Annotated in this window: 21 protein-coding genes; 15 read left to right on the plus strand and 6 right to left on the minus strand. The window is 41.1% G+C overall.

From position 1 onward, the window contains the following. Nucleotides 1-272 precede the first annotated feature (272 nt). The 4 genes from UYK_RS0118785 (at nucleotide 273) to UYK_RS0118795 (ending at nucleotide 2636) form a co-directional block, all read left to right on the plus strand. A complete protein-coding gene (locus UYK_RS0118785; RefSeq protein ID WP_016871949.1) occupies nucleotides 273-644 on the plus strand; it encodes a hypothetical protein in 372 nt (123 codons plus the stop codon). A 240-nt stretch (nucleotides 645-884) separates the two neighbouring features. Beyond that, nucleotides 885-2048, plus strand: coding sequence for an MFS transporter (locus UYK_RS0118790; RefSeq protein WP_016871950.1), 1164 nt, complete (start codon nucleotides 885-887; stop codon nucleotides 2046-2048). A 118-nt stretch (nucleotides 2049-2166) separates the two neighbouring features. Then, on the plus strand, nucleotides 2167-2313 hold the full coding sequence (locus tag UYK_RS26320; RefSeq protein WP_157221840.1) for a hypothetical protein: 147 nt from the start codon (nucleotides 2167-2169) through the stop codon (nucleotides 2311-2313). Nucleotides 2314-2318: 5 nt separating this feature from the next. Continuing rightward, nucleotides 2319-2636 carry a pentapeptide repeat-containing protein gene (locus tag UYK_RS0118795; protein WP_009453954.1) on the plus strand — a complete coding sequence of 106 codons (318 nt, stop codon included), beginning with the start codon at nucleotides 2319-2321 and terminating at the stop codon, nucleotides 2634-2636. A gap of 7 nt (nucleotides 2637-2643) precedes the next feature. On the opposite strand, the gene UYK_RS26325 is transcribed toward UYK_RS0118795, so the two are convergent. Beyond that, nucleotides 2644-2913, minus strand: a complete 270-nt coding sequence (locus UYK_RS26325) for a hypothetical protein (RefSeq protein ID WP_009453956.1) — start codon at nucleotides 2911-2913, stop codon at nucleotides 2644-2646. 852 nt (nucleotides 2914-3765) lie between these two features. Here UYK_RS26325 and UYK_RS0118810 point away from each other — a divergent pair. Both UYK_RS0118810 and UYK_RS0118815 read left to right on the plus strand, forming a co-directional pair. Next, nucleotides 3766-4464 (plus strand): MgtC/SapB family protein, encoded by a 699-nt coding sequence (locus UYK_RS0118810; RefSeq protein WP_009453960.1) that lies wholly within the window; start codon nucleotides 3766-3768, stop codon nucleotides 4462-4464. A 223-nt stretch (nucleotides 4465-4687) separates the two neighbouring features. Beyond that, a complete protein-coding gene (locus UYK_RS0118815; RefSeq protein ID WP_009453961.1) occupies nucleotides 4688-6046 on the plus strand; it encodes an ABC transporter ATP-binding protein in 1359 nt (452 codons plus the stop codon). 399 nt (nucleotides 6047-6445) lie between these two features. Here the strand turns inward: UYK_RS0118815 and UYK_RS0118820 are convergent, their stop codons facing one another. Further along, nucleotides 6446-7381: an NAD-dependent epimerase/dehydratase family protein gene (locus UYK_RS0118820; RefSeq protein ID WP_009453963.1), complete on the minus strand. Its 936-nt coding sequence runs from the start codon at nucleotides 7379-7381 to the stop codon at nucleotides 6446-6448. Nucleotides 7382-7624: 243 nt separating this feature from the next. On the opposite strand from UYK_RS0118820, the gene UYK_RS0118825 reads away from it, so the two are divergent. The 5 genes from UYK_RS0118825 (at nucleotide 7625) to UYK_RS0118850 (ending at nucleotide 12990) form a co-directional block, all read left to right on the plus strand. Then, nucleotides 7625-8770, plus strand: a complete 1146-nt coding sequence (locus tag UYK_RS0118825; RefSeq protein ID WP_009453970.1) for a glycosyltransferase — start codon at nucleotides 7625-7627, stop codon at nucleotides 8768-8770. Between the two features lie 101 nt (nucleotides 8771-8871). After that, on the plus strand, nucleotides 8872-9705 hold the full coding sequence (locus tag UYK_RS0118830; protein WP_009453972.1) for an undecaprenyl-phosphate galactose phosphotransferase family protein: 834 nt from the start codon (nucleotides 8872-8874) through the stop codon (nucleotides 9703-9705). Between the two features lie 579 nt (nucleotides 9706-10284). Beyond that, nucleotides 10285-11364 carry a GDP-mannose 4,6-dehydratase gene (gmd, locus tag UYK_RS0118840; protein ID WP_009453974.1) on the plus strand — a complete coding sequence of 360 codons (1080 nt, stop codon included), beginning with the start codon at nucleotides 10285-10287 and terminating at the stop codon, nucleotides 11362-11364. A gap of 22 nt (nucleotides 11365-11386) precedes the next feature. Beyond that, a complete protein-coding gene (locus UYK_RS0118845) occupies nucleotides 11387-12331 on the plus strand; it encodes a GDP-L-fucose synthase family protein (RefSeq protein WP_009453976.1) in 945 nt (314 codons plus the stop codon). Nucleotides 12332-12432: 101 nt separating this feature from the next. Further along, nucleotides 12433-12990 (plus strand): 5-formyltetrahydrofolate cyclo-ligase, encoded by a 558-nt coding sequence (locus UYK_RS0118850; protein WP_009453977.1) that lies wholly within the window; start codon nucleotides 12433-12435, stop codon nucleotides 12988-12990. Nucleotides 12991-13071: 81 nt separating this feature from the next. Here the strand turns inward: UYK_RS0118850 and UYK_RS0118855 are convergent, their stop codons facing one another. The 3 genes from UYK_RS0118855 to cofH form a co-directional block, all read right to left on the minus strand. Next, complete coding sequence (locus UYK_RS0118855) at nucleotides 13072-14613, minus strand: family 10 glycosylhydrolase (protein ID WP_009453978.1); 1542 nt, start codon at nucleotides 14611-14613, stop codon at nucleotides 13072-13074. 545 nt (nucleotides 14614-15158) lie between these two features. Next, nucleotides 15159-15557, minus strand: a complete 399-nt coding sequence (gene psb27 / locus UYK_RS0118860) for a photosystem II protein Psb27 (protein WP_016871954.1) — start codon at nucleotides 15555-15557, stop codon at nucleotides 15159-15161. A 182-nt stretch (nucleotides 15558-15739) separates the two neighbouring features. After that, nucleotides 15740-16879: a 7,8-didemethyl-8-hydroxy-5-deazariboflavin synthase subunit CofH gene (gene cofH / locus UYK_RS0118865; RefSeq protein ID WP_016871955.1), complete on the minus strand. Its 1140-nt coding sequence runs from the start codon at nucleotides 16877-16879 to the stop codon at nucleotides 15740-15742. 622 nt (nucleotides 16880-17501) lie between these two features. On the opposite strand from cofH, the gene UYK_RS0118870 reads away from it, so the two are divergent. Genes UYK_RS0118870 through UYK_RS0118880 form a run of 3 tightly spaced genes read left to right on the plus strand, consistent with a single transcriptional unit; the run spans nucleotide 17502 to nucleotide 20949 of the window. After that, on the plus strand, nucleotides 17502-18722 hold the full coding sequence (locus UYK_RS0118870; protein ID WP_009453984.1) for a glycosyltransferase: 1221 nt from the start codon (nucleotides 17502-17504) through the stop codon (nucleotides 18720-18722). Nucleotides 18723-18776: 54 nt separating this feature from the next. Further along, complete coding sequence (locus tag UYK_RS0118875) at nucleotides 18777-19139, plus strand: class I SAM-dependent methyltransferase (protein ID WP_009453994.1); 363 nt, start codon at nucleotides 18777-18779, stop codon at nucleotides 19137-19139. 49 nt (nucleotides 19140-19188) lie between these two features. Next, nucleotides 19189-20949 (plus strand): glycosyltransferase family 39 protein, encoded by a 1761-nt coding sequence (locus UYK_RS0118880; protein WP_016871957.1) that lies wholly within the window; start codon nucleotides 19189-19191, stop codon nucleotides 20947-20949. Between the two features lie 181 nt (nucleotides 20950-21130). Here UYK_RS0118880 and UYK_RS0118885 read toward each other — a convergent pair whose 3' ends face one another. Then, nucleotides 21131-21730: a DUF3318 domain-containing protein gene (locus tag UYK_RS0118885; RefSeq protein WP_009453998.1), complete on the minus strand. Its 600-nt coding sequence runs from the start codon at nucleotides 21728-21730 to the stop codon at nucleotides 21131-21133. A gap of 166 nt (nucleotides 21731-21896) precedes the next feature. Here UYK_RS0118885 and UYK_RS0118890 point away from each other — a divergent pair, with 166 nt between their 5' ends. Continuing rightward, entirely contained in the window at nucleotides 21897-22145 is a 249-nt protein-coding gene (locus UYK_RS0118890) for a hypothetical protein (protein ID WP_009454004.1), read from the plus strand. Nucleotides 22146-22304: the final 159 nt, after the last annotated feature.

Consider the following 22304-nt stretch of genomic DNA (forward strand, 5'->3'; position numbering starts at 1 on the left):
ATGGAAAATCAAGGAGGAATTTGTGATGTCACTTTTTCAAGCAATAGCAGCTGTCGTTGTCACTTTTGTAGCTTACTATGCTTTGATTTATTTAGTTGTTGTGGTCTTTATGGGACAAGGACGACGTGGGATATACAAATAAAGTGAGTGCTGATTGGATAAGATAGGGGCAAGCGATCGCTCTCAATTGATGGTAGTTTGTCAGATTCAATTTGAAATTATTAACAGGCTTGTGGTTCAGCAATTTACTCTCCATTAAAAAGGTAAATTTTATGAACAAAAATATCAAGCGATCGCTTTTATGCGTTGGATTGCAACGCAGTTATCGTCATCAACGATTTGCATTCCACCTTTATCAAGCTTTGGCTGAACGAGAAATTTCGGCAGATAAACAAGAATTATTGCTCATTCTGTCCAGAAATGCTGAAAAATCTGCTGCTACCCACGCCATCCGGTTATTGCGCTTAGATGTCAAACTACCCCAGGATTTAGATAATTGGAGCGATCGCCTTTGGTATTGGCTCTTATTACATACTAAACTTCAATGGGTAATGGCTTGGATGGAATGGCAACAACACCAAGACGCAAAACTTTATCTTCGACTATGGCGACTGCATTCAATCACAAATCCTTTTAATTGTTAGGGTTTTAAGTAGATTTCTGTTTCTTGGTACTCAGTCCACAATTATCTTTGCACGGAGATTAGCAGGGAATTATCTGGGGTAATTGACAATAGTTTTCAAAAAAGCTTAAATATTTTCAGGTTTAGTATTTAGCAATAAAATACTTCCCCAATCCTGATTTAACCCCTTTTTACCTGCATTCACTAAGACCAGTGCAATGGGAGATGGGGGTTATTCCCGTGCAATTATCACTACCAACCAATGAAAAATCGAACCAACGCCCTGAAATTCGTCATCTTGCTGGGTATTGTTAGTCTTTGTGCTGATGCTACCTATGAAGGAGGACGCAGTATTGCTGGAGTTTATTTAGGAGTCTTAGGTGCAAGTGGCGCAGTTGTGGGATTTGTAGCAGGCGCAGGTGAGTCTATTGGTTTGGCTTTGCGCTTATTTATTGGTTATATCAGCGACAAAACCCAAAAGTTTTGGGGGATTACAACTCTAGGATATATTCTCAACACTGGTGCAATCCCATTATTGGCTTTAACTGGACGTTGGGAAACAGCTGCGGCACTGCTAATTGTCGAACGAACTGGTAGAGCTGTACGCAGCCCACCAAGAGATGTTTTACTGTCTCACGCTGCAAGTCAAGTTGGTAGAGGATTGGGTTTTGGTTTACACGAAGCACTAGATCAGGTGGGAGCGGTAGGCGGGCCTTTACTGGTGTGGGCGATACTCTCATGGCAAAAAGGGTATCAGGTGGCTTTTGCAACTCTTGTAATTCCCGCATTAGTAGGGTTAGTAATTCTGCTGATTACCCAGAAAATCTATCCTAACCCCCGCGAATTTGAATCTAGAACGATGGAATTCACAAGCGAAGGATTACCCCGTCTGTTCTGGATTTATCTTGTCGCCGTCGCGTTAATTGCTTGTGGATATGCCGACTTTCCCCTAATTGCATTTCACTTTCAGCAAATTGGGCTAATGCAGAATAGTACCATCCCCCTATTTTATGCGGTGGCGATGGCAACTGATGCGATCGCTGCCCTTTTACTTGGGCGATGGTTTGACCGTAATCAAGTAGTAGCGATCGCAGGTGCAGTAATCATTGCAGCCTTTTTTGCTCCACTATCATTTCTGGGAAATTCTCAACTAGCCTTACTGGGTATGGGACTATGGGGGGTGGGTATGGGAGCACAAGAATCCATCTTAAAAGCTGCGGTAGCCGCAATGGTGCCTATGGATAGACGAGGTTCTGCCTTTGGAATTTTTTACCTTTGCTATGGTTTAGCTTGGTTTGTGGGCAGTACTCTCATGGGTGTGTTATACGATCATTCGGTAATGGGACTAGTTATATTCTCCTTTGTGACACAACTAGCAGCAGTTCCAGTACTGTTGTGGGTGAGCAAAAGATTTCGGTTGCAATAAATACTCGTATCAAACATCTTCCATCTAATCATCCTTGAGAAAGAAGATTCACAGCATCATGTTTGATTACGATCAGTATATACGTAGGACAAAAAGTAACAAATTTTTCTCAAATCCCATGATGTTGCAACGACAAGGAAACACAGTTACAAGTGCGATCGCCCTAATATCTTCAAGCATAATTCTTGGATGTGCTAGACCAGAGATACCCCAAGCAAGTACTCTTCCTCCAACGTTCAAAATACAAGTAGCAATGATGCAGTAACTCGGTTGCTGTCAACCCGCGAATGTCCAGGTTGCGATCTTCAGGGTGCAAAATTGGAAAGGGCTGATTTGAGCGGTGTTAACTTGAGTAACGCGAATTTAACGGGTGCTGACTTAGAAAAAGCCAACTTAAGCAATGCCAATCTGAGCGGAGCTAATCTAACAAATGCTGATTTAGAAGAAGCAAATCTGACTGGGGCAAATCTGAAGGGGGCAAATTTTCAAAGAGCCGATTTGGAAGATGCCAATCTCACTAATGCAGATGTTACGGGAGCAAACTTTCAAGGCGCTGATCTAGATGGAGTAATTGGTTTGAAACGGTAAAATTTGTTTATGGACTTTCAAGAAAAATCCGATTCCAAGCTATTATCCAATTTTGACCATATAAACCTATCCAAAAATTACTGTGTCGTTTAGTGGTTTTACTTTTTTCTTGAATGCGACAAATATAGGATTCTTGTTTTTGAAATTTAGTTCTTTGTCTGTGTAACCAAGCACTAGTCATTGCCAAAGCAATTAAGAAAATTAAACGCATCAATCTATCAGGGTTGGCTTTAGAGCCTTCAAGATTATAACCCCCTGTTTTGCAATCACGGAACATAGCTTCAATACCAAAACGCTGTTTGTAGATTTTAATAGCGGTTTCACAATCAGCTAGATTAGTTAGTCAATGGTAAATTACACTAACCATTAACACGTTATTCTCTTTCAATTGTGTTCTGTCCAGCGCGACAATTACTTGTGAGCCAGCTTTAAATTTGCCTGCTAATCATCTCTTCAATAAGCGGAAACCATAACAGTACCACACCCAATGCATTCAAAGTTAAAAACCTTTTTAAATGCCGTCTACGACTGTTTTGTTGTGTGGGTAAAGGTAGGGTTGATGCCAGTCTTTCTATCCTGACCTGTTTTTGATTCTGTAGCAACCACAATAAAATTTTCAGGGTAATTAACTGCGATTGATTTAGATACTTTGCTATGAACTCTTGGTAGAATGAGGGCAACATTATGTGACGGTCTTGTTTAATTGATGAGACCGCTCTTTTTTACCATCAAACTGTACCCCCTAGATAAACCCTTAATAACTGCACAGTTCCTTCTCAATAAGCACCTAATTTTTTCAAGAATTATGTGCCTCCAAAACCTTTATCTGGTTTAGTTTTGCGCTGATTGTCGCCCCTTGACATCTAGTTTAATAGGTGGGGTATTAGTCATATTACTGAAGTATTTAGCAGTATGATAAGGGGGTATTTTTCTGGATATTTTCTACATCATCACATCAAAATTTGGCAAACATACCACCAAAAGTCAGCAAGATTTCTGCATCAAAATAGGGATAACCTTTTCTTAATCAAAAAGCAATAAACTTTGACTTTAATCAAAATTCATGAAGCACATAAAACAGGTAAATTTATCTGTCGAATCAATCTAAAATCCAAAATCTAAAATTGATATGACCTGGCTAGATTTTACAATTCGCTTGGCAGTAGCGTTTTTATTAGGCTCTGTGATTGGTCTAGAAAGACAGTGGCGACAACGCATGGCTGGATTACGGACAAATACCCTTGTCTGTGTCGGTGCGGCTTTGTTTGTCATGCTATCGGCACAAACTCCTGGTGATTCTAGCCCTACCCGGATTGCGGCTCAAGTCGTGTCAGGAATAGGCTTTCTGGGCGGTGGCGTGATTCTCAAAGAAGGGGCAACTATCAGAGGGTTAAATACAGCTGCTACCTTATGGTGTGCTGCGGCTATTGGTACTTTTTCTGGATCGGGATTAATTATCCAAGCATTTCTCGGTGCAGCAGCCGTTTTAATTGCTAATATCCTGCTGCGACCATTAGGGTATAAAATCAATCAACAACCACTCAAGGGTACTGATGTAGAATTATGTTATCGCTGCTCAGTTGTTTGCAGTGGTCAACATGAAGCTCATGTGCGCGCATTACTTCTGCAAACAGTCAATAGTGGTGGATTGCGGCTGCGTTCATTACACAGTGAGGATTTAGAAACACCAGACCGTGTGGAAGTAGAAGCAGATTTAGTCACACAAGAGCGTAATGATACTTTTTTAGAACAAATTGTTAGCCGACTGAGTTTAGAACCTGGGGTGAGTGCAGTCAGTTGGCGAATTATTGAAGAAGAGTACGGTTAACTTGCTCCCATCTATCACTTTGAGGAAAAATGTAGGTTGATATTTTGACGTTCAGTAGTACATTTTATTTAATTCTGGTTGTATCACTTGGCAGAAACCAAATACCATTTATAGGAAAAAATCAATCATGCGTTAAATATATTTTTGTATAAAATAATACTTTTTGTCAAGAAAACCAGATTTATGCCTTCAATAGCAAACTTGAGCAACAAGCAGTGTAATTATGATAAAAACAACACCAACTACAGGGCCGACACTCATCGCTGTTGAACAGGTAAACAAAAGTTTTCCCCTTCCTGATGGTAAGGGCGAGTTTACAGTTCTGCGTCAGATTAACGTCAGAGTCAATGCAGGTGAAGTCGTCGCTTTACTAGGACGTAGTGGTAGTGGTAAAAGTACCCTCCTGCGGATTATGGCAGGTTTAATTCCACCCAGTGAAGGGCAAGTCATTAGTAATGGTAAACCTTTACGCGGTGCTAACAAAGATGTGGCAATGGTTTTTCAAAGCTTTGCCCTACTACCTTGGCTAACAGTACAGGAAAACGTTGAACTGGGACTAGAAGCCCAAGGAGTGAGTCGAGAAGCCCGACGACAACGCGCCTTGAAAGCCATTGACTTGGTAGGTTTAGATGGTTTTGAAAGTGCCTATCCCAAGGAATTATCTGGAGGAATGAAACAGCGAGTTGGTTTTGCGCGGGCATTTGTGATTGAACCGCAAGTATTATTTATGGATGAACCATTTAGTGCCTTGGATGTGCTGACAGCTGAGAACTTGCGGGGTGAGATTGACGACCTGTGGAATGCAGGTAGTTTCCCTTCTAAAAGTATATTAATTGTCACCCATAATATTGAGGAGGCAGTATTTTTAGCAGATCGGGTGATTATTCTGGGAGCAAATCCCGGACGTGTTCGTGGTGAAGTCGTGATTGATTTACCCCGCCCCCACGATCGCACACACCCTCGATTCCAAGCTTTAGTAGACTATATATATACGGTGATGACTAACCCAGAAGCCGAAGTCACTGGAGAAGTTACAGTAGCCAAAACTGAAGCCCCAACTCAAAAACCTCAATCACCCTATGCCCAATTATTACCTCATGTGCGAGTTGGTGGCATTAGTGGTCTTTTAGAATTAATTGTCGAACAACCAGATAGCAGGGAAGATATTTTTAAGTTAGCAGAACGGATACAACTGGCAGTAGATGACCTTTTACCAATTCTCGATGCTGCGGTGTTGTTGGGCTTTGCAAAAGTAACCCAAGGTGATGTCCAACTCACTGATATTGGGCGTGACTTTGCCACCACTACTATTTTGCGAAGTAAGGATCTATTCCGGCAGCAAGTGTTGCAAAATGTACCTATGTTAGCCAGTATGGTACAGACACTACGGGAAAAACGCATTGGTTCAATGCGGGCAGATTTTTTTATGGATTTGCTGGATGAACATTTTCCTCCTGAAGAAGCAGAACGACAATTTGCTACCGCCGTTGATTGGGGACGCTACGCAGAATTATTTGAGTATGATGCTAGGGAAGAACGACTTTATTTGCCAGAGCCGACATTGGCAGAAACTAGAGAATAGGAGAGTTTATCGATCAAAAAATTGTCATCTACTCATCTTTTTTTTAGGTGGACGAGCTTGTTTTCTGTGCGATCTCAACCCAAAATGCAGTTAAAGCGATCGCACTTGGCAGTATCAAAAAAAAGCCCAGAATTGGCGCATAACTACCAAAATTATCAAATATTGTAGCAAATAACACTCGCCCAAAAGCCGTACCCGCAACAGAGATAGTTGTGGCTATATCGCTAATTGATCCCAGATGCGATCGCCCAAAATAATAGGTGATGTGGGAAAATTAACACCACATTTGCACAAACGCGCTCAGAAAAAGCTGACAGCCAGGGGACAAAAGGAAGGTGAGGAAATGAAGAAGATTTTAGAAGAACAACGCGATCGCACCCCTCGAACGAAAGCTATGAACTATATAGTTTGCAAAATTTCCTCATCCACAGAAAAATCGATTTCTGCCTTGTCCCGTCCTGACACCAAATAATCATTCCCGAAGGAGTCTTGCAGCCCAGAAATTAGATCATACTCAGGTTGCCAATCTAATTCTGTCATGGCTTTATTTACTGAAGCAAAAAAGTGCTGTATTCTTAAAGGAAAAGCTTTACGCTTGCCGAAATCAAACTTTTTCGGGTCGTAATGGACGATTTTGATTTCATCTGGTGATTTACCAGCCGCTACAGCACAAGCACGCGCTAAACCATCAAAAGTGACAAAGCGATCGCCTGAAACATTATAAATTTGTCTGAGTGCTTGAGAATTACCCAAAACTTTGGTCATTGCCGTTGCTAAGTCTTTGACATGGCCTAGCTGGGTGATGTGTAAGCCATTTCCAGGGATGGGAATCGGGCGATCGCGCACAATTCTGTCAAAAAACCAAGCTTCCAAATCGTTATAGTTCTTTGGCCCATAAATGTAAGTGGGACGAATAGAGGTAAAGGGAATTCCTTGTTGTATTAGGTAAGCTTCTGTTTCATGCTTACCCTTGTGGCGACTTTTCGGATCAACTGCATCACCTTCAATATGAGGCATTTGGTCTGATTTGAGGTACACTCCAGCAGAACTCATGTAGATAAAATTTTGCACGCGGTCTTGAAAAATTTCTGCAAGTGGTTGAGTATCAGTAAGTTCCCGTCCGTTATTGTCAAAAATGGCATCAAAATTCTCTTTAGAAAGTTTTTCTTTTAATTGGGTGGCGTCAGTGCGATCGCCTGTAATTTGTCCTATACCCTCAACTGGTAGCGGACGATTCCCACGATTGAAAAGTACTACCTCGTGTCCCTGCTGTACCAGCAGTTGAGTTAGGTAGACGCCAATGAATCGAGTACCACCCACAATTAGAATTCGCATAAATCCCCAATTTTTCTGTCAGTTGTCATTTTGGGGGCTAGGGACAGGTCGGACACTTTCCCTTTGTCTTCTCCCCAATCCCTAATCCCTGATCTGAGATTATCAGCTTGTGGAACCTATTTTGAGAAGATAACGTCCTTGATTGGATATGGGGCATTTCCCATTTTCAATGACAACGGGAAACTTTTCAGTTAACCTCATAATTTGCGTGTGTCGTTTTCTACCTACTAATTAAAGTTAGCTGTGCCCTTGAAATATGCTTTGGTGCATGAGTGGCTAACACCTAAAGCCACTGGCGGTTCAGAACTAGTTGTGCGGGAAATTCTGAACTACATTGATGCGGACTTATATGCCCTCATCGATTTTGAATCTCGTAACCCAGAAAGTTATTTATATAAACGTCAAATTGGCACGACGTTTCTCCAACACTTCCCCTTTGCCGAAAAAGGTATACAAAAATACCTACCTTTTTTGCCTTTAGCAATTGAACAACTCGATTTACGTGAGTATGATGTTGTTCTTTCTTCATCCCATGCTGTTGCTAAAGGAGTTCTAACTTCTCCTGAACAGTTACATATTTGCTACTGCCACAGTCCCATGCGCTACGCTTGGGACTTAACGTTTGATTATCTGCGTCAAAGCAAACTTGGTAACGGTTTACCCGGTTGGGTGACGCGATATTTATTACATCAATTACGCATGTGGGACGTGCTAAGTGCAAATCGTGTTGATTATTTTATTGCTAATTCTTACCATACAGCTCGTCGCATTTGGCGTTGCTACCGACGGGAAGCAACTGTTATTTATCCACCTGTGAATATTGAAAATTTTTCTTTTTCTCCTGACAAACAAGACTTCTATTTAACTGTTTCCCGATTAGTTAGTTACAAACAAGTATCTCTAATTGTCAGCGCTTTTAACCAAATGCAAAAAAAATTAGTAGTAATAGGCACAGGTCCAGAAATGAAAAAAATTCGTAAAATAGCAAATCCAAATATACAAATTCTTGGGTGGCAACCTGATGAGGTTGTCAAACAATATATGGCTCATGCTAAAGGTTTTGTATATGCAGCTTGTGAAGATTTTGGCATTGCCTTAGTAGAAGCACAAGCTTGTGGCACACCAGTAATTGCCTATGACGCTGGTGGCGCTAAAGAAACGGTAAGGGATATCCGCACCTGGGGAGAAACAGGAACGGGTATATTGTTTGAGGAACAAAAAGAAGCATCCTTAATCGGAGCTATAGAAACTTTAGAAGTCTCTTACAGCAAATTTATTCCCGAATATGTTCGATCACACGCCGAGCAATTTAAAAGTCAAATATTTGCCCAACGTTACTTAGAATTTTTACAGACGTGCATCGAAAAAAAATTCTCCAAGTGTATGTGAGGTCTGATTTTTGCAGAAGCTTTTGGAAAATTGCTCCCAGAAGCACCTGCGTTTAGCTTTAAGATTGGGACTATGTGTGGTGTGGATTATTAAGGAGTATGATGACTGCCCAGAGCTCACTCCTCTCCGGCAAGCGCTCACGTAGCGCATCCGGGACGGGGCGTTCTTTCACAGACAGCCCCTCTTTGCCTGAAAGACGTTCACCATCTGGTGAAGCCAGATTAACGTTGATTGGGCGATCGCGTACGTTCTTAAAACGCGGTCAACCAGCAAAGACGCCTAGAATAAAGCCTAGAGGTCTGTCTTTTCAGGTTCTCAACGGAGAGTTTGCTAAACGACTATTTGATATTGTCTTTTCGCTTTCTGTATTAATTTTGTTTTCTCCCGTTTATTTAATTTTGGCCTTGTTGATTGCTTTAAGCTCGGAAGGCCCAATTTTTTATGTTCAAGAACGGGTTGGTAAAAACTACAAGCCTTTCAATTGTATAAAATTCCGCACAATGGTGACGAATGCTGACGAAATACTCATGCAAATGATGGATACATCACCAGAGTTGCGGCAAGAGTTTGAAAACAATTTCAAGCTCAAACACGACCCCCGGATTACAACGATCGGTAAATTTTTACGAATTACCAGTCTGGACGAATTTCCTCAATTTTGGAACGTTCTCAAAGGGGATATGAGTGTTGTCGGTCCACGACCATTAGTTGCGGAAGAATTACCAAAATACGGTTATTACATTGATCAGATTTTAACTATCCGACCTGGAATAACTGGATTATGGCAAGTCTCTGGTCGCAATGACATTCCTTACCCTCGACGAGTCCAAATAGACCTGCATTATGTAAAATTTAGGAACTTTTGGCTCGATCTATGGATAGTTTTGAAAACGATTCGTGTGGTAATCATGCCTAAAGATAACGGAGCTTACTGAAAAATTAGCACACCCTGATTTTGTGGGGCAGTTAATGCCCCAAATGCAAAATAAAGATGACTCATACCAATTTTGGATTTTGCAAAAAGTTTGAGCAGATGAAACCTCTGCTAAAGCTTTTGAAGATGGATTTTAGATTGGGATTCTTTGCTAAAGGACTATTCGTGGAATTTAAAACAATGCTAACTGTTACAATTTGGTATGATAGAAAAATTGTATTTAAAAGTAGGATAGTTTATATTTATAATCAATTAGCAAAAAATATTTAGTCAAAAAATCAATGTAGTTGTCACTTAAAATTATCTCTATTATTTAAGCTTTATAAATTCTTTGCAATTCAAAAAATATATAAACTTTTAGTAAAAGGTTTTAGAAAAAATAGACAGTATCAACAAATTTATCTGTTTTGATTACAAAAGTACCTGAAAATGATTTAAAATCAGCATATTTACTGAGGTTAACTAACATAGAAGCAAGGAAACTCGTAGGTTTCCCATTGGTCAATTAAGCAAATTATTGCTAAGTTGTACCAGGTCGCCTGTATCAATAATCATCAGAAACGACAAGGGATAATTGAGCATGACGCAACAAAAGCGAGCGTTGATTACTGGTATTACCGGTCAAGATGGTTCCTACCTAAGTGAATTTTTACTCGAACAAGGTTACGAAGTTCATGGCATTATTCGCCGGACTTCCACCTTCAACACAGACCGCATTGATCATATTTATGAAGACCCTCATAAAGAGGGAGTGCGGTTATTTCTTCACTATGGGGATCTAACAGACGGTACTACACTGCGCCGCATCTTAGAAGAAGTCCAGCCAACAGAAATTTACAATTTGGGCGCTCAATCCCATGTAAGGGTCAGCTTTGATGCACCAGAGTATACAGTTGATGCAGTGGGAATGGGAACACTGCGTCTTTTAGAAGCAATCCGCGACTATCAAGGCCGTACAGGTATTCAGGTGCGCTTCTACCAGGCTGGCTCTTCAGAAATGTTTGGTTTGGTACAAGAAGTACCCCAAAAGGAAACTACACCTTTTTATCCCCGCAGTCCCTATGCCTGTGCTAAGGTTTATGCCCACTGGCAAACGGTAAACTACCGGGAATCTTACGGCTTATTCGCTTGTAACGGTATTCTTTTTAACCATGAATCACCAAGACGGGGTGAAACCTTTGTCACACGTAAAATAACGATGGCAGTGGCCCGCATTTTTGCTGGTAGACAGAAAAAACTATATATGGGTAATCTGGATGCCAAGCGGGATTGGGGTTATGCCAAAGATTACGTCAAAGCAATGTGGATGATGTTGCAGCAAGACGAACCTGACGACTATGTAATTGCCACTGGGGAAACCCATACAGTCCGAGAGTTCCTAGAACTGGCGTTTGGTTATGTAAATCTCAATTGGCAAGATCATGTGGAATTTGACCCACGCTATCTCCGTCCAGCAGAAGTAGACTTGTTGATAGGTGATCCGACAAAAGCGCAACAAAAATTGGGCTGGAAGCCTTCAGTAACATTTGAGGAACTAGTTTCCTTGATGGTAGAAGCAGACTTACAAGCTTTAGGTTTGACTTCTCCCAACGGGAAATTAGCAAACACAATTATGGATAATGCCATGATTCGGCAAGAAGTAGGGGTGCTGCATCTGTGAACAAGATCCACGAGGACAAAAGATGAATGCCTTGGAACTCAAAGATAAACGCATTCTTGTAACTGGAGGTACTGGTTTTCTGGGACGTCAGGTAGTCAACCAGTTATACAAAGCTGGAGCCAACCCAGAAAAAATTACATTACCGCGATCGCGTGATTGTGATTTACGCCTGATGGAAAACTGCCAGCGTGCAGTTGATCAACAAGATATTGTCATTCACTTAGCAGCCCATGTCGGCGGTATTGGTCTCAATCGAGAAAAACCCGCCGAGTTATTTTACGACAACTTGATGATGGGAACCCAGCTAATTCATGCTGCCTATCAAGCTGGCGTAGAAAAATTCGTTTGCGTGGGTACTATTTGCGCCTATCCCAAATTTACCCCAGTGCCATTCAAAGAGGATGACCTATGGAATGGCTACCCAGAGGAAACTAATGCTCCCTACGGCATAGCCAAAAAAGCCCTTTTAGTCCAACTGCAAGCTTATCGCCAACAGTATGGCTTTAACGGCATTTATCTTTTGCCAGTGAATTTGTACGGTCCAGAAGATAACTTTGATCCCAGAAGCTCCCATGTTATCCCAGCTTTAATTCGCAAAGTTTACGAAGCCCAAATTAAGGGAGAAAAGCAAATCCCTGTTTGGGGTGACGGTAGTCCTACCCGCGAGTTTCTCTATTCAGAAGATGCAGCGCGGGGTATTGTCATGGGTACGCAATACTATAACGACCCAGAACCCGTGAACCTGGGAACTGGTTACGAAATCTCCATTCGTGATTTGATTAGCTTAATTTGTGAATTGATGGGGTACGAAGGTGAAATTGTTTGGGAAACCGACAAACCTAACGGTCAACCCCGCCGTTGTTTGGATACCGAAAGGGCAAAACAAGCCTTTGGTTTTGCTGCTCAGGTGGATTTCAAGCAAGGGTTGAAAAATACCATTGAATGGTGGCGTCAAAACGCTGCGTAAGTTCAGTCTGAGTTGAATTAAGCATAATAGAACCACCAAGACACTAAGACACAAAGAATTTTGCCTTGGTGTTTTTGTGGTTATTTTTTATAAATTATTTAATGGATAAAACACAGCTACGCCGATCGCTTCTTAAACAACGTCAATCAATGTCAGTCGCACAATGGAAACAAAAAAGCGATCGCATTTGCACTAACCTTTTAAGTTCACCACAGTTTACCCAGGCAAAAACAGTACTTGCTTATTTCAGCTTTCGTCAAGAACCTGATTTAAGTCCCTTATTGGAAAATACCCCTACCAAAATATGGGGAATGCCTCGCTGTGTCGGTGATTCCTTATTCTGGCATCAATGGACACCCAATGAGGCAGTAGAAATTGGGTGTTATGGCATTCCGGAACCTTATGCCAACGCTCCAATTATAAGCTATGAGCAAGTAGATTTAATCCTTATACCTTGTGTTGCCTGTAACCAACAAGGCTATCGCTTGGGCTACGGTGGGGGATATTACGATCGCTTGCTTGCTGCACCTGAGTGGGCAAATAAATCCGCTATTGGCATTGTCTTTGATTTTGCTTATTTACCCGAATTACCAATAGACCCGTGGGACAAACCTTTACATGCTATTTGTACAGAAACAAAGTTAGTTGTTGGTTGTTAGTGGTTAGTGGTTAGTTGTTGGTTGTTAATTTGCTTCCTTGTCTCCCTTGTCTCCCCATCTCCCGACCTCCCCAATCCCCAATCACTTCACCCGACAGAATTTCCGTTGTTGGTCGTGTTCTGGATCTTGCCAAGAATAGGCAAAATGGCTTACCCCTGTTAGTTGGGAAGCAAATGGTCTTATTGCTTGCATTTGTGTGTCTAGTGATGGGCGACCGTTAACATTCTTACCCCATTGACCAGCGATCGCAGGAATTACCTTAGTACCTGGTTTAGCCATGCTTAAAACTCGTTGTACTTGTGCTGCGATACAAGTGGCATTGCCGCAGTTTGCATAAGACATCGGATGCCATTCTAAGGAACTGGGAAACCTATCCCAAGGCTGTAAGCGAGAATCATAACCTTTTCCGACAGTTTGGTTACCATCAGGAAAAAATACTACCCCTGCGGGAATACCAAGCTTTTGGGCTGGGTAAGCAGCTAGATTGACAAAATCCAGAATACCCTGCATGGCGTGGGCAACAGAGAGCTGCCATAATTCTGATTGGAGGATTGGTTGTCTTTGTACGGGAGGAATTACGGCAGCGACAGCTTTTTGTCCTATTGGTGATGGTGGTTCTATTGGTGGCGGTGGCGGTGGTGTACGCCCTTGCCACATTGGTTCTCCTTCTTGGGGGTAGAGTTTATCAACTTCACTGATATCTCCTGCTGTCACGTATCCTTTACTCAAAAAGCGGCGAATTAATTCTAAGCCTTTATTATTTTGCGCCCGTTGAAATAACGCTTGTTGAGTAGCTTCACTGTATAACCACAAATCTGTAACTTTAGTGGCTATAGAATCAGCCCCTGCTTGTCGTGGATAGCGTACATAATCAAACAGTATTCCATCGGGACGACGGCGTAAAATTTCTTGTACCATCTGGTAATAGTCACGCTTTGCTTGTAGGTTGTAGGGGTCAATAAATACTTGAGAAGCGTCATCTACAACATATAAGCTCGTTTGACCTTTGCCATTGCGAGCGATCGCTCCTTCTCTGTCACGACGCTGGGCATATGTGTAGCCAAAATTAGTCGTAAACATCCAGGCGTAGACTTTTAAACCCCGTTCTTGTCCTTTTTGAATTGCCCTCAATAGTAAATCAGTATTTTCTGCCCCTGGTGTGCGAATTACAGAAGGCCATACTGTAGGATTATTGGCTGCTGGTAATAATACCTGTCCATCGTAAAATGCTTCCAAATAAACTTGGTTATAGCCCCGATTGACTATTCGATCCATGATTCTGTCGATTTCGCCCGGCTGAATATCGCAGGGATACAAACGCAACCAGATTGCTTGCACTTGTGGCCAGTTGCGATTTCGGCATTCTTGTACAGCTTGTTTGTGTTGGCGTACGAGTTCTTGGTACTGGTTTTGCGCTTGTTGATCGCCTTGCAGGGCTGACAAACGTAATTTTTCTTTTGCTTGCGCTTGTGCTGCTGATATTTGGCAATATTGGTTGACTTCCTGTGCTTGTGCAGACTGATTGCCAAAATATGACATCAGCATACTACTGCTGAAAATCGCAGCGAAAAGACGCCGCCAAAAGAATATTGGTTTTGCAACATTCAGGGGACGGTTAAACATAACTTAGCAATAACATGACAAAATAATCATTTGTCCCAAATTTCAGATGATTTGGGAAAAGTGTATAAAATTCCAAGCTTAGTTCTGAGGCTTTGCAGCCTAGTTTTGACTGACTCTCAAAACCTCATTTCTGTTGCCGCATTTTTGATTTAGTTGAGTGATCAAAAATTATCACATTAAGTCCCAATGATGTTGCTAGTAGCTTGATCATTAATATCAATACAGTGACATTTCAATATTTCTTGGATAAGCACACTTAATTTTCATCTGTGTCTGGGAAAAGGTGAAGGAGTAGGAGTGTTATTTCCATCCCTTGCCCTTTTCCCTTTCTCCTTTAACTGAGAAGTACTAAGTGGCATCACAGAGATCACTATGCATCAAGTTTAACAATAGTTAAGTTTCAAGAGTCAATTGTCAATGTACGCCAATAAAAACTCTTGACTCTTGAACAGCAGTCGCTACCTTGACAAATCTCTGTATCAAAACTCGTTTTCATCTCCTGGCAAAAACCTAGAGACTCTCAACGGTTTCTCTGTAACAGACAATTACGCCCCACGCTGTAGTGACATTTCGACCTGCTTAAATTCCATTTCTAGACGATCTTTGAGCTTTTTCGGTACAGGACGATTGGGATAGGAACTGTAGTGTCCAGCAAGGGAATTAAGGGCAGTTCGCATGGTTGTAAAAGAACCCAAACCTGCCACAGAATTATCCCGTTGATAACGAGCTGCAAAAGTATTTATTTGTTGACGCGCTTGTGCTTGCGCTGCTGCTTTTTCTGGTGAATCGTCTGGTAACTCTAGGGTATGTCTTAAAGTATTGAGTACAGTCAATGTGTCCTGGCGATAATCGCCAGACAAACCATCTGGACTACCGGAACAACCCATTAGGCCAATAGCTACAACTAAGACCAGAGCAAGCAGACGTGACCAATAGCGCTTCATAATCATTGATGTGAAACTATACGTAAATCAACGTCCATACTATCCTGGATTGGTATCATGGGGATCATTCTGGATCTGGGGAGAGTGTTGTTCAGTTATCAGTTTCAGTTATCAGTGAGCAAATTCTATTACTCACTGCGGCTGCTAGTACTCACTGTTCACTGATTCCTAACAACTAACCACTAACAACTAACTCTGTGATAAAGAGTATCCCGTTGTTGATAAGGTCTTCCCAGAGAAGCGATCGCACTTTGCAAGGTTTCAACTTCCATGCATGTACCCCCAATGGCTCCTGCCATTGTGGTTATGTGTTCTTCCATTAATGTACCACCAATATCGTTACAGCCCCAATTTAGAGCTGCAATTGCTCCTGGAAGACCCAATTTGACCCAACTTGGTTGATGGTTAGGAATCCAATTTCCTAAAAAAATCCTCGCGACGGCGGTAAGTAAAAGTGCGTCTTTTAACACAGGCTGATCGCGACCGACACGTCGGCGTAGGGGTTTGGGTGCTTCTTGTCCAACAAATGGTAGTAAAATAAACTCGGTTATTCGGGCTGGATATTCTTTATTGACAGCAGTTTTTTGGAGCGATCGCAATTTTTCTAAATGCTGAATTTGTTGTGTTGGATTCTCTATATGTCCCGACAGCATGGTGCTAGTGGTATGTAAACCCAATTTATGAGCTGTACTCACAATTTCTAACCAAGTTGCTGTGTTAATCTTTTCAGGACACAGGATACGTCGTACTTCATCATCTAATACTTCAGCTGCTGTTCCTGGCATTGAACCCACACCAGCATCTCGTAAAGCAGCAATTACCTCAGCATAACTAAGTCCATCGGTTCTAGCGATGAACTGTACTTCTTGGGGAGAAAAAGCGTGTAGATGCAGATGAGGAAATTCCTGTTTGATAGTTTTTACCAATTTGAGGTAATAAAACAAAGATTTACCATTAATTTGTGCTGCTGGATTCAATCCACCTTGCATACAAATTTCCGTTGCACCCCGCTTGACAGCATCTTTTGTTTTTTCCAAAATTGCTGTCCAATCTAACCAATAAGCACCTTCGTCACCTGCATCTCGCCGGAAGGCGCAGAAACTACAGTGCTGTTCGCAGATATTAGTAAAGTTGATATTACGATTGATCACATAGGTAACTGTGTCGCCTGCTTGGCGGTGACGCAGTTTGTCTGCTGTTGTGCAAATAGCAGCAATTGAACTTGCATCAGACTGTTGTAATAATACCAATCCCTCTTCAGGAGATAAGTCGTATCCCATCAAGGCACGGTCAAGAATCATTTCTACTGTGCTATCTATCACCTTATGTATCGCTTTTCTCAAAGACTAGATTGATTGAAAATTGACTATCATAATAAAATTTTACTTTCTGATAAAACACAAGCTATGCCAGTAGAAGACTTATGATAGCAAATGAAAATTTTATCTTTAATTAAATCGCCGTAATACAAATTTTATATTTTGTCGATAAAAAAATTACCTTAATTGACTTCAAAATACTTATTTTATCTCCTCTGCAATACAAATTTCATTGCTAAAAACTTGGCAAGCATTGTTTTGAATGCAAAAATTCAATTGTTTTTTTACAAGGCTATTGATAATATTTTGTGTTATCTATATTCTCATAAAATCCGCATTTTAGTAAACTACTATAACTGAACGCACAGTCTAAAAACCTTGGCGTTCTTGGCGTCTTGGCGGTTCAATCAATTAAGCTTTTTGTCAATAACTCAAAGCTTAAATTTTTTCAAATCCAATTAGCTATTATATAATAGCTGCTAATTAAAATAGTATAAATTGACTTGAATGAAAATTTAAACAAGTATAAACAATCTTACTCATACAAGAAAGAGTAATATAAACGACATAAGCTCCCTCACTAAATGCTAATGTTGCTGCTTTTTAATAATCTCTCCTTTGCTGAATGAATATAAATCAACCGAGTTCATTGTTACCAGTTCCATCAGGGACATTACAGATACCAGAATCACCTTCTCAAGAATTAGTATGGTTTTCGTTGATTATTCCGACTTACAACGAAGCTGCTAATATCGAAAAACTTATCCAAAGATTAACTAACTTGTTGGATGAGCGGATTCCTGGAAACTACGAATTGATAGTAGTAGATGATAATAGTCCTGATGGTACATGGCAGATAGCACAATCTTTGATACAAAAATACCCGCAATTACAAGTGATGCGGCGTCAGGATGAGAGGGGTCTTTCCTCAGCAGTGATTCGGGGTTGGCAAGTAGCAAAAGGAACTATTTTAGGGGTGATAGATGGCGACCTACAACATCCACCCCATGTGCTTTTACAACTATTAGATGCAATTATCAAGGGGGCAGATTTAGCAGTCGCTAGTCGTCATATAGATGGTGGGGGAGTCTCCAGTTGGAGTTTAATCAGGCGTTTTTTGTCTCGTGGGGCTCAAGTGTTAGGATTAATTATTCTGCCCAGCGTAGTTGGTCGAGTTTCAGACCCCATGAGTGGTTATTTTCTGGTGCGTCGCCAGAGCATAGCGAACGTTACTCTCAATCCCGTAGGATACAAAATATTGCTGGAGGTGATCGGGCGTGGTCAAATCAAGCAAATCGCTGAAGTTGGTTACGTCTTTTGCGAACGTAAACAAGGTGAGAGTAAAGTTACTTGGAAGCAATATCTAGAATACATTCATCATTTGTTGCGCTTACAGTTTTCCACCGGACACATTGGGAAATTTAGTCAAAACTTCCCAGTCGGTCGATTCGTGCGTTTTGGTTTAGTGGGACTGAGTGGAGTGTTTGTAGATATGGCGGTGCTTTACTTACTCAGTGATCCAACTACCTTAGGATTACCCCTAACTCGCAGTAAAATTATTGCTGGTGAAATTGCGATTTTTAATAATTTCTTGTGGAATGATGCTTGGACTTTTGCAGATGTGGCGATGCAACAGAACTCATGGCGTCAGCGCTGCAAGCGGTTTTTGAAATTCAACATTATTTGTTTGGCGGGGCTGGTGTTAAACGTGTTGGTGTTGAATTTGGTGTTTAATTTCCTGATTCGCAACCGCTATGTTGCTAACTTGATTGCGATCGCTATTGCTACTGTTTGGAATTTTTGGGTGAACCTCAAACTCAGTTGGCGTGTTACCCAAGTTAAATAGTTGTTTTGGGAATTGAAGCAACTAAGTGTGTATGACCAGTGTATGTACTTGGTCATGTTATGTATACTTGCAGGTGATCAAGAGGATCTTGGTTACATTCACGATGTCGGTTTTGGTGCTTTCTCAAGTGAATCTGCACCAGGCTTATTGGAAATTTTGCATCAAAAAGGTATAAATAAGGGTCTAGTAGTTGATTTAGGATGTGGTAGTGGTATCTGGGCAAAAGCACTCACCCAAGCTGGTTATGACGTTTTAGGGGTTCTGAAATTTTACAACAATTGCAAAGAGTTGGCTTTCAAGTCAGAGTTATTCATGGATATGGAGAATTCAAATTCAGTCAAGCCCAAGTCGGATTTATCGCAACGAAAGCATAAATTCAGTCTAGGTGATGTTGAATTTAGTAGGATGTTCAGTTGAACTTTAATTTAAAATTTTACGTCTGATACTTAAATTCAATATTAATGTGATGGCGGCTCCAGCATATCCCCGTTGGTTTCACCCCTGTTTGCTCTTGGTTTGGCTGTTGATCGGTATGGGTTTACGCTTAACCAATTTGACGGCAAAATCTCCTTGGACAGATGAATTTTCTACTTTAGTATTTAGTCTGGGAAATAGTTTTTTGCCAGTACCGTTAAATCAACCGATCGCAATCGATGCTTTATTACAACCACTGCAACCCCAAAGCGGTGCAACAATTCAAGATGTATTGACGCATTTATTCAGTGAAAGCAATCATCCACCTTTGTACTTTGTGCTAACTCACCTGTGGCTGAAGTTGTTTCCCACACAAGCAGATCTAGTTTCATTATGGGGAGCGCGATCGCTTGCTGCTATTTTTGGAGCAATATCTATTCCTGCGATTTATGGTTTAAGTTGGCTGGCTTTTCGTTCTCGTCTGGTGAGTCATTTAGCTGCTGCGTTCATGGCAATTTCACCCTATGGTATCTTTTTAGCTCAAGAAGCTCGTCACTATACTTTAGCTATTTTGTGGGTAATTGCTTCTCTGGCTTGCCTAGTAGTTGCTACACATCACATTCAAAAACGCACTCAGTTACCCATTTGGCTAGTTTTGGCTTGGATTGGAATTAATGCTTTGGGTGTTGCAACTCATTATTTTTTTGTGCTCACCCTAGTTACTGAAGCCGTTGTGCTAACTTTTCTAGCTTGTCAACAGTGGAGACCAAAAAACAGATCGCCACGAACACAGATCACCAATGAAGATGACATAAACTCCCCATCACCCCATCACCCCACCTCCTTTCTCTCCCCCCCCTGGAAACGCATTTATGCTGTTGCTATTGGCACTTTGATGGCAGGTATAGTTTGGATACCAGCATTTTTACACAATGCTTATGGTGACAAATTAACAAATTGGATTCAGGGCGATCGCATTGGCATTGCTTGGATTAGTCCGATTTTTCAAGCTATGGCAGCATGGATTACGATGATTTCTTTGCTACCAGTGGAATCACCAGAAATTCCAGTAGTAATTGCTTCTGGGTTAGTAATGATTATCTTCTTTATTTGGGCAATACCAATTTTGTTTAATGGCTTTAGAACTCAGCTAGAAAAACCACAAAGCCGGATGATCACCCAAGTGTTTGCTGGTGTAGTTGTAGCGGCGATTGCTTTGTTCTTTTGCTTCACTTATTTTCTGGGTATTGATCTGACCAGAGGCGCTCGTTATAACTTTGTATATTTTCCTGCGGTAGTGGTATTAATCGGGGCAAGTCTGGCAATTAGTTGGAATACTCTCCAAGAAAAAATAGTCAGGTGGGGAGTAACAGGAAAAATGTCTGTGATCATTATTTGGGTAATGGGTTTTCTCAGTGCTATTACAGTTGTTTGTAATTTAGGTTATCAAAAATATTACCGCCCAGACTTGTTTGTAGAACTGATTCAAAATACATCTAAAGTACCAGTCCTAATCGCTACTACCCAAAAAACTCATGTACAAATTGGTGAAATGATGGGAGTCGCCAGAGAATTCAAGTTTCATAATTCTCATTCCCTGTCTGCAAAATTCCTCTTAGCCCATAAAGACAAAAAAACTAATGCTTCTAATACTCTCCAAAATGTTTTAAAAACCCTACCCCGTCCCCTTGACTTATGGTTAGTAAACTTTCATGCTGCTGAACCAGAAGCAATCAAAAATTGTGTTTGTGATACCCAAACTTTACCACCAGTAAATGGTTACAAATACAAAATTTATCACTGTAATTCATAACTCATAATTCACGCCTAATGTGAATTAAAACTATAGTAAAAATCCTGTTTTTGAAGTCGAACACAGATGCACACCGATAATCTATCTGTGTTCCATGAGTGTTCGTTAATCAAAATCAACTAGGAAATTGCCAAAAAAGCTGATGTTACTTCTTCTATTCACATCAGACGTAATTCATAATTCATAATTTCTTCGGTACACCCACCGAAGACAAACCAGCGATCGCTCGTAAGTTTTGGCAACGAATTAATTCATAAAAAGTTAATGCACTACGTCCTTCTATTTTGGCGACAGTCTCAATCGCAGATAATAAATGTTGCGCCGCTTCAACTTCTGAGTAACCACGACGTTGGGCTATGTTGATAGCAGCTTCATCAGCGTTTAACTCGGACTGTTGAGAACGGTTGATAGCTGTAATCCGATATATAGCCAGAGTAGTCAATCCACCAGCAACAACAACACCCACTGGATCTGTTTGTGAGAATTCTACCAATGCGCCTAATATTCCAGCTACGGCTACACCTTGATAAATATCTGGTTTAAACCACCTTACCCCTGTTAGCCAGCAAACTGTGCGCAATATGATCAAATCCCGTTGCTGTTTCGGCAACCGACACCACAAATCGAAGTTAATATATATTGGTCGCTCGCGGTTCCAAGGCAAAGGAAAGGAAACATCAATTACTTTTGCCTGTTGGGGTTTACTCAGAATTTTGGTCATGATACGACCAGAGGCAGGCATAATATCAAACAAACGACGAATTTCGGGGGTTGGCTCCATAAGACTAGGGATCAAGGACCGGGAATAGGAATCGGGGATTGGGATTTCCTCAGCCGTGAGCTACCATCGGCTTGTATGATTTTTTTGGTATATGCTTAGGATATTTACATACCTAGTCTAATAAAAGTTCTTATTGCCTTGACTTTTGACCAATGACTAATGACTAATGACCATAGATGCTTTTGCTCCTATCCCACCTGAATGGACTAATAAAGCAATTCACGCTCGTGAGTTTTGCTGTCCGACATGCCACTCTAGCAGTCTCGAAGCTACACAAGTGTGGATTAATCGCCGTTCGCCCGTAATTACAGAAGAATACCGTCGCAAGTGGCAAGAATTTTACCACTGTCAATGTGGTTGTGTCTGGTGGGCTTGGAGTAGCGATCGCCCACCATCCAATTTTACTAGTCAATAGTCTTTGGTTAATTGTCATGAAAAACCCCGCACTTTCGCGGGGATAAATTTTTTGGATCGATGGGGTGCGATTTTATCCGCTATCATCCCAAAATTATGCAACGCCAATTTTTTAGTATTATATAGCAGCTGATTGCTGTTAGTTATTTGACATAGATTT

It is taken from the genome of Fischerella thermalis PCC 7521, from assembly GCF_000317225.1.
Classification (GTDB): Bacteria; Cyanobacteriota; Cyanobacteriia; order Cyanobacteriales; family Nostocaceae; genus Fischerella; species Fischerella thermalis.